Genomic DNA, 11,094 nt, shown 5'->3' with positions numbered 1-11,094 from the left:
GTTGATGCAGCAGCAAGGAGCACGGGGATGAGTGCGCCCGAAAGCAGGGCGCGGGCCGCCAAAAGGGGCAAAACGCCCCGATCGGCGGGCAAAAAAATAGTTGCCCCTGCCGAAGTCAACTCAAATTGCATCATCTGAAAAATAGCCCAGACGTAGCACGCCTGGAGGTGAGTTATTCAGAGCATCCTTAACAGGCCCTAGAAGAATTCAGCCGCAAGAATCAGAGTGCTTGCGGTCGAACTCCGGCCTATCCTGACTCCCAGGATGCAAGATTGCAGGACACATGACATGAACACCCAGACCTACGACACCGCTGAAGCACGCTGGGCCGCAGTACAAGCACGCGACGTCGCTGCCGACGGCTGGGTCTACGCTACGCGCACCACGGGCGTGTACCGGCAACCTGGCTCCGCGGCGCGCCTGCCCAAGCGCGAGAACGTGGAATTCTTCGACTCGGCCGAGGCTGCCGAGGAAGCAGGCTACCGCAGGAGCCACCGAGCCCATGGTGATCAGGTCAGCGCCGCGGCTGAGCGCGCAGCACGAGTGGCCTGCGCCTGCCGCCTGATCGAGACCGCGCAGACACCACTTCCCCTGGCCGATCTGGCGGCCGAGATCGGTATGAGCCCATACCACTTTCATCGCATGTTCAAGGCCGAGACCGGATTGACGCCCAGTGCCTACGGCGCCGCCTGGCGCGCCCGCAGACTGCGTGAGGAATTGAGCAGCCCGCATGCATCAATTACCGACGCCATCTACGGCGCGGGGTTCAACTCCGACAGCCGGTTTTACGAGGCCTCCGGTCAGCGGCTGGGCATGCGCCCGCGGGACTGGCGCGAGGGTGGCGTCGGTGCGGTCATCCGCTTTGCCGTGGGCCAGTGCGCGCTGGGGGCGATCCTGGTGGCGCAGAGCCAGCGCGGCATCTGCGCCATCCTGCTGGGTGACGATCCGGATCGGCTCGTGCGCGAACTGCAGGACCAGTTTCCCAAGGCCGAGATCATCGGCGGCGATGCCGAGTTTGAGCAATTGGTGGCCGAAGTCGTGGGCTTCGTCGAAGCGCCGTCCATGGGGCTGCACCTGCCGCTGGACGTGCGCGGCACGGCGTTTCAGGAGCGCGTGTGGCGTGCCCTGCGCGAGATTCCGCCGGGCACGACGGTGAGCTACGCCGACGTTGCCGCGCGCATCGGCGCACCCAAAGCAACGCGCGCCGTGGCACAGGCTTGCGGGGCAAACCACATCGCCGTCGCCATCCCGTGCCGCCGCGTCGTGCGGCGCGACGGCCAACTGGGCGGCTACCGCTGGGGCGTGGAGCGCAAGCGCGAACTGCTGCGCCGGGAGTCAATTGACTGATGGCGCATCGGCCCATGACCCCATTCGGCGCCAAGCTCGACCGTCTGGACTGGGAAGACATCAACGTGCAACTCGATGCCGAGGGCCATGCCGTGCTGTCCGCGCCCGGCACCCTCGGCGGCCACCGCGGCAACGGACTGTACGGCCGCCTCGACTGCCGCGCGGCGCTGCAGGCCATTGCGCGCGGCGGCGTGATTTCTCCTGCGGATTGGAGACCGGGCTCAGCCCTGGGTGAGCGTGCGCACGAAGTCGCGGGTGCGGGCGTCCTGCGCGTTCTCGAAGATCGTGCGGGCGCCGCCTGCTTCGACGACGTTGCCGTCCTGCATGAACACCGTGTGGCTGGCGATCTGCGCGGCCAGGCGCAGGTCGTGGGTGGCCATCAGCATGGTCATGCCCTCGCGCGCCAGGTCGCCGAGCACCGAGACCACCTCGGCGGCCAGGCCGGGGTCGAGCGCCGATGTCGGCTCGTCGCACAGCAGCACCGCCGGCTCCAGCGCCAGCGCGCGGGCAATGGCCACGCGCTGCTGCTGCCCGCCCGAGAGATTGTTGGGCCAGGCGTCGGCCTTGTCGTGCAGGCCCACCTTATCCAGAAGCTGCAGCGCGCGTGCTCGTGCGCGCTCGCGCGGCCAGCGCTTGACGGTGACCAGTCCCTCCATCACGTTCTGCAGCGCGCTCTGGTGCGCAAACAGCTGGAAGTTCTGGAACACCATGCCCGTCTGCAGGCGGATGCGCTGGATCGCGTCCTGCGCCGGGCGCACGCCCGGGGTGAAGCTCAGGCGCTCGTCGCCCAGGGTCAGCGTGCCGCTGTCGGGAATCTCCAGCAGGTTGACGCAGCGCAGCAGCGTGCTCTTGCCGCTGCCTGACGGGCCGATGAGCGCGGTGACCTGGCCGGGGGCGATCTCCACGCTGATGCCGTGCAGCACCTCGGTGCCGGCAAAGGATTTGCGGATGTCCTGCAGGGCGATGGTCATCGCTGGCCCTCGGCAAAGATGGCGTGGCGGCTGAAATAGCGCTCCAGCCGTACCTGGGCCGACGAGAGCACCGAGCACAGCACCAGGTAGATCAGCGCGGCCTCCACGTAGAGCACCAGCGGCTCGTAGGTGACCGAGGCGATGCGCTGCGCGGCCTGGAAGATCTCGGGCACGGTGATGACGGCGGCCAGCGACGTGTCCTTCACCAGCGCGATGAAGGAATTGGCCAGCGGCGGCACGGCCACGCGCGCCGCCTGCGGCAGCACGGTGCGGCGCATGGCCTGCGCGCGCGTCATGCCGATGGCGTAGGCGGCATCCCACTGGCCGCGCGGAATGGCCTCGATGGCGCCGCGGATCACCTCGGCGTTGTAGGCGCCGACGTTGAGCGAGAAGCCGATGAGCGCCGCGGTGAGCGGATCCAGCACGATGCCCGCGCTGGGCAGGCCGTAGAAGATCACGAACAGCTGCACCAGCAGCGGCGTGCCGCGGATCAGCCAGATGTAGAAACGCACCAGCCAGACGATGGGCGCCGGGGCGAACAGCCGTGCCAGCGCCGCCCAGAAGGCCAGCAGCAGGCCGAAGGCGAACGACAACAGCGCCAGCGGGACGGTGAACTTGATCCCTCCGACCAGCAGTGGCCAGAGGGATTGCTGCATCAAATGGAGCCAGTCGGGCACGAATCCTCGGGAGTCGAAGCCGTGGACTCAGCGCAGCTTGGCGGAGAGGTCCTCGCCAAAGTAGCGCTCGGAAATCTGGCGGTAGCTGCCGTCGGCGACGATCTCGTCCAGCGCCTTGTCGATGGCGGCCTTGAGCGGCGCCTGGCCCTTGCGCATCAGCACGCCCGAGCGGCCGAACTCGGCGCTGTCGTCCTGCGCCACCACCTTCACCTTGGCCTGCGGCTGCTGCTTCTTGAAGTCCAGGTAGGACAGGTAGTCGTTGACGGTGGCATCCACGCGGCCCGCCAGCAGCAGCGCGATGGCGTCGTTGAAGCCCTGCACTGCCACCACCTGCGCGCCGTTGGCCTCGGCCAGCTTGGCAAAGTTGCTGCTGATGCTGTTGGCCGAGCGCTTGCCCTTGAGGTCGGCAAAGCCGTTGATTGCGTCGTTGTCGGCGCGCACGACGAGCGCTGCGGCCGAGGCGATGTAGGGCTTGGAGAAGTCGTACTTGGCCTGGCGCTCGGGCGAGATGCCCACCTGGTTGATGACCACGTCGTAGCGGTTGACGTTGAGTCCGGCGATCAGGCCGTCCCACTTGCCCTCGACGAACTCGGGCTTGACGCCCAGCTTGGCGGCGATGGCGCGGCCGATCTCCACGTCAAAACCCACCAGCTGGTTGTCCGAGGGCTGGTGGAAGGTGAAGGGCGCATACGTGCCTTCGGTGCCGATGCGGATCACGCCGGCCTTCTGGATGGCCGCCAGGTCGTCGCCTGCTGCGACGGCAGGCGCCTGGGCCAGCAGCGCCGCAGTGGCAATGCCGGCGGCCAGGCAGATTTTCTTGAGCAGCTTCATGGTGATTCCTCGCAGTGCGCGACAGCCGCGCGGTGAACCGGCAAAGTATGCGCGCTCTTGGGCAGGAGGGCCGCGCAGTGCATAGACCGTTTGGCAATGTGCTTATGGGCTGTGCACGCCTGCGCCGGGCAGGCCTGCGCGTCAGTCGGGCGCGCTCTCGTCGTCCTGGGGCTGATCGGCCTGGGCTTCATCGATGCTGGCGTCATTCGAGGTCTCGGCCGGCTGCGCCGCGTCTTTTTTGCGCTGCAGCGCCTGGCGCACCGTGGCTTTGTCGCCGGCGGTGGCGAACTTGCTGTATTTGCCCAGCAGCGTGACCAGCTGGCCGTAGATGCGCGGGTTGCCGGCCAGGCATTCGCGCTGCTCCAGGAAGTCGGCCTCGCCCGAGAAATTGCCCACCAGACCGCCGGCTTCGGTGACCAGCAGGCCGCCAGCGGCCACGTCCCAGATCGACAGGCCGGATTCGAAGAAGCCGTCGCTGAAGCCCGCGGCGACATAGGCCAGATCCAGCGCCGCGGCGCCCTGGCGGCGCAGGCCGGTGGTGCGCTGCATCACGTCGCTCATCATCAGGAGGTAGGTCTGGAAGTCGTCGCCTGGGCGGAAGGGAAAGCCGGTGGCGATCAGGCATTCGCCCAGCCGCGTGCGCTTGGAGACGCGGATGCGCCTGTCGTTCATGAAGGCGCCGCGCCCGCGCGTGGAGGTGAACAGGTCGTTGCGCGTGGGGTCGTAGACCACGGCGTGCTCGATGCGGCCCTTGAATGCCAGCGCGATGCTGACGCAATAGACCGGAAAGCCGTGGATGAAGTTGGTGGTGCCGTCCAGCGGGTCGATGATCCACTGATAGTCCGAGTGGCGCGAGCCGCGCTCGCTGCCCGACTCTTCGGCCAGGATGGCGTGGCCGGGGTAGGCGGTGAGCAGCGTGTCGATGATGGCCTGCTCGGCCGCCTGGTCGACCTCGGTGACGAAGTCGTTGATCTGTTTTTGCGATACGCGCACGGCCTCGACGTCGAGGGCGGCGCGGTTGATGATCGCGCCTGCGGCGCGGGCGGCCTTGACGGCCACGTTGAGCATGGGGTGTTGGCTGGACGACATGAATTGTGGGGGATGTGCGTAGCGGCGCTGCGGCCGGGGTTGCTGCCAGCGGCGATGCGCGGCGCAAAGGAGCGATTTTATCTGCATGGCCCCGGGCCTGCATGGGTGGCTGCGACAATCGGGCAATGCATACGCGCTTCATCCTGATTCAGACCAGCCATGCGGGCAACGTGGGCGCTGCGGCGCGCGCCATCAAGACCATGGGTTTTGGCGAGCTGGCGCTGGTGGCGCCGCGCTGGCCCAATGTGCTGCGCCGCGAGGAGACCATCCAGCGCGCAAGCGGCGCCACAGACGTGCTGGCCAACGCGCGCATCGTCGCCACGCTGGACGAGGCACTGGACGGCGTGAGCCATCTGTGCGCCACCGCGATGACGCCGCGCGACTTTGGCCCGCCCACGCGCACGCCGCGCGCGCACCTGCAGGCGCTGGTGCACCAGGAGCTGGCCGCGCGCGCGGCAGCGGCAGGCGGTGAAGCGGACGGCGAGGCGGCGCATTCGCCCCTGGGGCAGGGCATTGCCTTCCTGTTTGGCTGCGAGCGCTTTGGCATGGCCAATGAGGACGTGTACCGCTGCGACGTGGCGCTGTCGATTCCGACCAATGCGCAGTTCGGCTCGCTCAACCTGGGCGCTGCGGTGCAACTGATTGCCTACGAGTGGCGCCTGGCGCTGGAACTGCTGGAGCCGCAGGGCGAAGGGCCTGGCGCGTGCAGCGGCCCGCCAGCCGCGCGCGCCGACGCGGCGCAGCTGGCGGGCATGCTGGCGCACTGGCAGCAGGCGCTGGAGAGCGTCGGCTTTCTGGATCCGCAGGCGCCCAAGAAACTGATGCCGCGCCTGAACCAGCTGTTCAACCGCGCGCAGCCGACGCAGGAGGAAATCCACATCCTGCGCGGTGTCGCCAAGGCGATGATCGAGGCGGCGCAGCGAAGCCGCTAGACTCCGAAACCATTTTCCATCCATAACGACAACCCCATGTTTTCCCGCCTGCGATCGGACATCCAGTGCATTCTTGAACGCGACCCGGCCGCGCGCAGCCGCTTCGAGGTGGTGACCTGTTACCCGGGGCTGCACGCCATCTGGCTGCAGCGCGGCGCGCACTGGTGCTGGCTGCATGGCCTGAAGTGGCTGGGACGATTCATCTCGCACCTGGGACGTTGGTTCACCGGCATCGAGATCCACCCCGGCGCGGTGATCGGCGAGCGCGTCTTCATCGACCACGGCATGGGCGTCGTGATCGGCGAGACGGCGGTGGTGGGCGACGGCTGCACCATCTACCACGGCGTGACGCTGGGCGGCACCTCGCTGTACAAGGGCGCCAAGCGCCATCCCACGCTGGGGCGCGACGTGGTGGTTGCCGCCGGCGCCAAGGTGCTGGGCGGCTTCGAGGTGGGCGACGGCGCCAAGATCGGCAGCAACGCGGTCGTCATCAAGCCAGTGCCTGCGGGTGCCACGGCGGTGGGCATACCGGCGCGCATCGTTCCCTCCAAGGCGGGCCACAGCGCCGACGTGACCGAGCAGCACCGGGACGAGCCGCCCAAGTTCAGCGCCTATGGCGTGACCGCGCAGCAGGACGACCCGCTGACGCAGGCCATGCGTGGGCTGGTCGACAGCGCGGCGACGCAGGAGCACCAGATCACCTTGCTGTGGCAGGCGATCGAGAAGCTCTCGCAGGCCACGCACCAGGGCGGTGACTGCGTGCCCGGCGACGCCGCCCTGCAGGAGCAGTTCCCGGCCGCCAGGCTCAACGACATCATCGGCAAATAGTGGCTGCGGCGCGCGGGCGTGCTTGCGCGTTGTCGAACGACAGGAATTTTCCCCATGGACGTCCCCCAAGCCCTGCGCCAGCGCCGTTCGGTGCGCGCCTTCCTGCCTGAGGTACCGCAGGCCGCGCTGGTGCAGGCGCTGCTGCGCGAGGCGGCCCAGGCCGCGTCGGGCGGCAACCTGCAGCCCTGGCGCGTGCTGGCGCTGACCGGCGAGCCATTGCGGCAAGTGCTTGCCGCTGTGGCCCGTGCCGAGGCCGAGAACGGCCCCGCCAACCAGTCCTACCCGCCCAGCCTGTGGGAGCCCTACCGCACGCGCCGCTTTGCCAATGGCGAGGACTTGTACCGCACCATCGGCATTCCGCGCGAGGACAGGGCCGCGCGTCTGGAGCAACTGGCCAGGAACGCGGCGTTCTTCGGCGCCCCGGTGGGTATCTTCGTCTGCGTGGACGAGCGCATGGGCCTGCCGCAGTGGTCCGACCTGGGGATTTACCTGCAGTCGCTGATGCTGCTGGCAGTGCACCACGGCCTGGCCACCTGCGCGCAAGGGTTCTGGCGCCGCTACGCCGGCACGCTGCAGCAGGCGCTGGCGCTGCCCGAGCCCTACCACGTGGCCTGCGGCGTTGCGCTGGGTTATGAAGACAGGGCCGCGCCCATCAACACCCTGCGCTCCACGCGTGCGCCCTGGGAGGAATGGGCCGAACTGCGCGGGTTTTCTTGAATCTGCCTGTGTAGCGGACGGGACGCGTCAGCGCGCCGCGCTCTTGGGCCGGAAGGCCTTGCACACCGCGTCGCGCGTCTGCAGGTAGGGGCCGCCGATCAGGTCGATGCAGTAGGGCACGGCGGCAAAAATGCCGGGAACGAGCTGCTCGCCCGCACCGTCCTTGAGGCCCTCCAGCGTCTCGGCGATCGCCTTGGGCTGGCCGGGCAGGTTGATGATCAGGCTGCTGCCGCGTACCACGGCCACCTGGCGCGACAGGATGGCCGTGGGCACGAAGTGCAGGCTGATGCGGCGCATCTGCTCGCCAAAACCGGGCATCTCCTTGTCGGCCACGGCCAGCGTTGCCTCGGGCGTCACGTCGCGCGGCGAGGGGCCGGTGCCGCCGGTAGTGAGGATGAGGGAGCAGCCCATGCCCGCCAGCTCCACCAGCGTGGCGCTGATGCGCTCCTGCTCGTCGGGAATCAGGCGCGGCTCGAAGGTGATCGGGTTGTGCAGCGCTCGCTTGAGCCAGTCGTGCAGCGCGGGCAGGCCCTTGTCCTGGTAAGTGCCACTGCTGGCGCGGTCGCTGACGGAGACGATGCCGATGGTGACGGGCTCGGGGGTGGTGGCGGGCTGGGTCATGGCGTGTCTCCTCGTCGTCGGTCAGGTCTGTTGTTGGCGCTCCACTGTAATGTGTTCGCGCAGCATCTGGAACAGCTCGCGAAAGGCCCGGCTCTTGCGTGGCGCCAGGCCTTGCGAGACGCTGGCGCGCCCCTCGGGCGGCGCATCCTTGCGCGCCTGGCGGATCAGCGCGCGCAGCTGCTGGCTGTCGGTGCCGGGGTATTGCTCCATCCATTGCGCCAGCGCCTGGTCGTCGGCCAGCAGGCGCGAGCGCCATTGTTCGCTCAGATGCAGCACCAGGGTGTCCTCGGCGCTGCCGCTTTGCTGCTCGGCAAGCGCCGCGCGGATGGCATCGACCTGATCCTCGTCCAGCTTGCGCATCAGCTTGCCGATGAACTGCATCTGGCGCCGGCTGCCTTCGAAGTCGGTGATGCGCTTGTGCTGGGCCAGCGCGTCGAGCAGTTTTTCGGGCAGCTCCAGGCGTTCGAGCAGGTCGGCGCGCAGCTGCAGCAAGTCCTGGCCAAGGCGCTGCAGGGCGTCGCTCTCGCGCTTGAGGTCGGTCTTGCTGACCTCGGTGCCTTTGAGCTCGGCCTTGAGCTGAAGATCCAGCTCGCTGCCTTCGGCAACGAAGCGGCCTTTGACGTAATAGCCTTTTTGGGGTTTGCGGGACATGGCAGAAAGAAATGCGGTGCGCGGCCCGGGCAACGGGGACGGCGGGCGCAGCAGGTGCGAAGGGGCAAGTATCATAGCCGTCGCTATGAATCACACCGCTTCGCGCACGCCGCGCGCCTCCTCCATTTCTTCCGTTTCTTCAGACAGCGCGCAGGCGCAGACGGGTTTCAGCTATTCCCGTGTCTTTTTCGAAGACCTGGTCGACCAGGCGCTGGCACATGCCCGCAAGCTGGGCGCGACCGATGCGGGCGCCGACGCCTCCGAGGGCTGCGGCCTGTCGGTCAACGTGCGCAAGGGCGAGCTGGAGACCGTGGAGCGCAACCGCGACAAGTCGCTGGGCGTGACCGTATACATCGGCCAGCGCCGGGGCAATGCCAGCACCTCCGACTTCTCGCCCGAGGCGGTGCGGCGCACGGTGCAGGCGGCCTACGACATTGCGCGCTTCACCGCCGAAGACCCGGCCGCCGGCCTGCCCGATGCCGAGGACATTGCGCCGCAGGCCGAGCACCGCGACCTGCAGCTGTTCCATCCCTGGATGGTCGATGCCGAGGAAGCCGCGCGCCTGGCGCTTGAGTGCGAGGCGGCGGCGCTGGCCACGCATCGGCGCATCACCAACAGCGAGGGTGCGGGCGTGTCGGCGCAGCAAAGCCATTTCTTCAGCGCGCACACGCGCGGCTTTCGCGGCGGCTATGCAAGCTCGCGCCACAGCCTGTCGGTGGCGCCGATCGCGTCGCTGCCCGGGCGGCGCGGCCAGATGCAGCGCGACGCCTGGTACACCAGCGAGCGCGACGCCGCCGACCTGGCATCGCCCGAGGCCGTGGGCCGCTACGCAGCCGAACGCGCGCTCTCGCGCCTGGGCGCGCGCAAGATTCCGACCACCGAATGCCCGGTACTGTTCGAGGCGCCGGTGGCCGCCGGCCTGCTGGGCGCGTTCACGCAGGCCGTAAGCGGCGGCGCGCTGTACCGCAAAAGCAGCTTTCTCGTCGACGCGCTGGGCAAGCGCATCTTCCCGGCGCACATCGACATCCATGAAGACCCGTTCGTCATTGGCGGCAAGGGCAGCTCGCCGTACGACGACGAGGGTGTGCGCGTCGCGCCGCGCAAGGTGGTCGACGGCGGGCGCGTCGCGGGCTATTTCCTGTCGAGCTACTCGGCGCGCAAGCTGGGCATGCGCACCACGGGCAACGCCGGCGGGTCGCACAACCTGGAGCTGACCTCGCGGCGCACCCGCGCCGGTGACGACCTGGACGCGATGCTGAAAAAACTGGGCACAGGACTGTTCGTCCTCGAGCTGATGGGCCAGGGCGTGAACTACGTCACCGGCGACTACTCGCGCGGCGCCAGCGGTTTCTGGGTCGAGAACGGCGAGATCGCCTTTCCGGTCCAGGAGATCACCATCGCCGGCAACCTCAAGACCATGTTCAAGGGCATCGAGGCCGTCGGTGCCGACGTCTACGGCATGGGCGCCAAGCGCGTGGGCTCCATCCTGGTCAACCGCATGAAGGTGGCCGGCAGTTGAGTGCCGCCCTCGCGCGCGCCGACTGGATCAAGGCGCTGGCGGTCATCGTCGCCTGGGGGCTCAATTTCGTCGTGATGAAGTGGGGGCTGCTCACGCTCTCGCCACTGCTGCTGTCGGCGCTGCGCTTTGCCGGCGCGTCGCTGCCGCTGCTGCTGTTCGTGCGTCGGCCGGCCAATCTGCCGTGGGCCCTGTTGGCCGCCTACGGGCTGGTACAGGGCGTGGGGCAGTTTGGCCTGTTGTTCACCGGGCTGAAGGTGGGCATGCCCGCCGGCATGGCGTCGGTGGTGCTGCAGGCGCAGGCCTTCATCACCGTGTTGATGGCCGCGGCCTGGCTGCACGAGCGCCCCCAGCCCTGGCAGTGGTGGGGCATGGTGATTGCGGCGCTGGGGCTGGTGTTCATTGGCAGCGCGCATGGGGCGTCGATGCGCGACATGACGCTGACCGGCTTCGTGCTGACGCTGGGCTCGGCCGCGATGTGGTCGCTGGCCACGCTGATCACGCGCCACGCGGCGCGCCATGGCGACTACGACGCCGTGCCCTTCATCGTCTGGAGCAGTGTGTTCCCCATCGTGCCGCTGCTGGCGCTGTCGGCCTGGCTGGAGGGCGGCGTGGTCGCGGTGCAGGCGCAGCTGCTGGCGCTGGGCTGGCGTGAGCTGGGCGTGGTGGCCTATCTGGCCGGCGCGTCCACGCTGCTGGGCTATGGGCTGTGGACGCAGTTGCTGCAGCGCTATTCGGCCAGCACCGTGGGGCCGCTGTCGATGCCGGTGCCGGTCATCGGCCTGCTGGCGGCCATGCTGCTGCTCGGTGAGCGCCCCACGCAGCTGCAGTGGCTGGGCACGCTGGCGGTTCTGGCCGGCATGGCGCTGAACCAGCTGGGTGGGCGCTGGGTGGCGGCGCGGCGCTGATGCGCC

General features: G+C 68.5%; 12 protein-coding genes. 6 read left to right on the top strand and 6 right to left on the bottom strand.

The features are described 5' to 3' along the window. Positions 1–288: 288 nt before the first annotated feature. Positions 289–1,347 (top strand): bifunctional DNA-binding transcriptional regulator/O6-methylguanine-DNA methyltransferase Ada, encoded by a 1,059-nt coding sequence (gene ada, locus ABD767_RS08775; protein ID WP_103044910.1) that lies wholly within the window; start codon positions 289–291, stop codon positions 1,345–1,347. Between the two features lie 221 nt (positions 1,348–1,568). Here ada and ABD767_RS08770 read toward each other — a convergent pair whose 3' ends face one another. The 4 genes from ABD767_RS08770 to ABD767_RS08755 all read right to left on the bottom strand — a co-directional run bounded on the left by ABD767_RS08770 (position 1,569) and on the right by ABD767_RS08755 (position 4,915). Beyond that, complete coding sequence (locus ABD767_RS08770; RefSeq protein ID WP_103044911.1) at positions 1,569–2,318, bottom strand: ATP-binding cassette domain-containing protein; 750 nt, start codon at positions 2,316–2,318, stop codon at positions 1,569–1,571. Then, the gene (locus tag ABD767_RS08765) at positions 2,315–2,995 is read right to left on the bottom strand and encodes an ABC transporter permease subunit (protein ID WP_103044912.1); all 681 of its coding nucleotides are present in this window, start codon (positions 2,993–2,995) and stop codon (positions 2,315–2,317) included. Before ABD767_RS08765 ends, ABD767_RS08770 begins: the two co-directional genes overlap by 4 nt. A 27-nt stretch (positions 2,996–3,022) precedes the next feature. Continuing rightward, positions 3,023–3,826 carry a transporter substrate-binding domain-containing protein gene (locus ABD767_RS08760; protein WP_103044913.1) on the bottom strand — a complete coding sequence of 268 codons (804 nt, stop codon included), beginning with the start codon at positions 3,824–3,826 and terminating at the stop codon, positions 3,023–3,025. A gap of 141 nt (positions 3,827–3,967) precedes the next feature. Beyond that, positions 3,968–4,915 (bottom strand): inositol monophosphatase family protein, encoded by a 948-nt coding sequence (locus ABD767_RS08755; RefSeq protein WP_344869272.1) that lies wholly within the window; start codon positions 4,913–4,915, stop codon positions 3,968–3,970. A gap of 125 nt (positions 4,916–5,040) precedes the next feature. Here ABD767_RS08755 and ABD767_RS08750 point away from each other — a divergent pair, with 125 nt between their 5' ends. The 3 genes from ABD767_RS08750 to ABD767_RS08740 are packed head-to-tail and all read left to right on the top strand — an operon-like array spanning position 5,041 to position 7,392. Continuing rightward, positions 5,041–5,847 carry an RNA methyltransferase gene (locus tag ABD767_RS08750; RefSeq protein ID WP_344869270.1) on the top strand — a complete coding sequence of 269 codons (807 nt, stop codon included), beginning with the start codon at positions 5,041–5,043 and terminating at the stop codon, positions 5,845–5,847. A gap of 36 nt (positions 5,848–5,883) precedes the next feature. Continuing rightward, a complete protein-coding gene (gene cysE, locus ABD767_RS08745) occupies positions 5,884–6,675 on the top strand; it encodes a serine O-acetyltransferase (protein ID WP_103044916.1) in 792 nt (263 codons plus the stop codon). 54 nt (positions 6,676–6,729) lie between these two features. Further along, positions 6,730–7,392 carry a nitroreductase gene (locus ABD767_RS08740; protein ID WP_344869268.1) on the top strand — a complete coding sequence of 221 codons (663 nt, stop codon included), beginning with the start codon at positions 6,730–6,732 and terminating at the stop codon, positions 7,390–7,392. 27 nt (positions 7,393–7,419) lie between these two features. On the opposite strand, the gene mog is transcribed toward ABD767_RS08740, so the two are convergent. Together mog and yjgA are read right to left on the bottom strand one after the other, a co-directional pair. Next, positions 7,420–8,013 carry a molybdopterin adenylyltransferase gene (gene mog, locus ABD767_RS08735; RefSeq protein WP_344869266.1) on the bottom strand — a complete coding sequence of 198 codons (594 nt, stop codon included), beginning with the start codon at positions 8,011–8,013 and terminating at the stop codon, positions 7,420–7,422. Positions 8,014–8,034: 21 nt separating this feature from the next. Then, complete coding sequence (gene yjgA, locus ABD767_RS08730) at positions 8,035–8,664, bottom strand: ribosome biogenesis factor YjgA (protein WP_344869264.1); 630 nt, start codon at positions 8,662–8,664, stop codon at positions 8,035–8,037. Between the two features lie 85 nt (positions 8,665–8,749). Here yjgA and pmbA point away from each other — a divergent pair, with 85 nt between their 5' ends. Together pmbA and ABD767_RS08720 are read left to right on the top strand one after the other, a co-directional pair. Beyond that, positions 8,750–10,183, top strand: coding sequence for a metalloprotease PmbA (gene pmbA, locus ABD767_RS08725; RefSeq protein ID WP_344869262.1), 1,434 nt, complete (start codon positions 8,750–8,752; stop codon positions 10,181–10,183). Continuing rightward, a complete protein-coding gene (locus tag ABD767_RS08720) occupies positions 10,180–11,088 on the top strand; it encodes an EamA family transporter (protein WP_103044921.1) in 909 nt (302 codons plus the stop codon). Before pmbA ends, ABD767_RS08720 begins: the two co-directional genes overlap by 4 nt. Positions 11,089–11,094 lie beyond the last annotated feature (6 nt).

The organism is Comamonas faecalis, from assembly GCF_039538025.1.
GTDB classification, from domain to species: Bacteria; Pseudomonadota; Gammaproteobacteria; order Burkholderiales; family Burkholderiaceae_C; genus Comamonas_C; species Comamonas_C faecalis.
This window is presented reverse-complemented; position numbering and strand designations above follow the sequence as displayed.

What these genes read in the sequence shown, in the direction of transcription:
- ada (WP_103044910.1), top strand. Translation starts at nt 289, where the DNA reads ATGAACACCCAGACCTACGACACCGCTGAAGCACGCTGGGCCGCAGTA.
- ABD767_RS08770 (WP_103044911.1), bottom strand. Translation starts at nt 2,318, where the DNA reads ATGACCATCGCCCTGCAGGACATCCGCAAATCCTTTGCCGGCACCGAG.
- ABD767_RS08760 (WP_103044913.1), bottom strand. Translation starts at nt 3,826, where the DNA reads ATGAAGCTGCTCAAGAAAATCTGCCTGGCCGCCGGCATTGCCACTGCG.
- ABD767_RS08755 (WP_344869272.1), bottom strand. Translation starts at nt 4,915, where the DNA reads ATGTCGTCCAGCCAACACCCCATGCTCAACGTGGCCGTCAAGGCCGCC.
- ABD767_RS08750 (WP_344869270.1), top strand. Translation starts at nt 5,041, where the DNA reads ATGCATACGCGCTTCATCCTGATTCAGACCAGCCATGCGGGCAACGTG.
- cysE (WP_103044916.1), top strand. Translation starts at nt 5,884, where the DNA reads ATGTTTTCCCGCCTGCGATCGGACATCCAGTGCATTCTTGAACGCGAC.
- ABD767_RS08740 (WP_344869268.1), top strand. Translation starts at nt 6,730, where the DNA reads ATGGACGTCCCCCAAGCCCTGCGCCAGCGCCGTTCGGTGCGCGCCTTC.
- mog (WP_344869266.1), bottom strand. Translation starts at nt 8,013, where the DNA reads ATGACCCAGCCCGCCACCACCCCCGAGCCCGTCACCATCGGCATCGTC.
- yjgA (WP_344869264.1), bottom strand. Translation starts at nt 8,664, where the DNA reads ATGTCCCGCAAACCCCAAAAAGGCTATTACGTCAAAGGCCGCTTCGTT.
- pmbA (WP_344869262.1), top strand. Translation starts at nt 8,750, where the DNA reads ATGAATCACACCGCTTCGCGCACGCCGCGCGCCTCCTCCATTTCTTCC.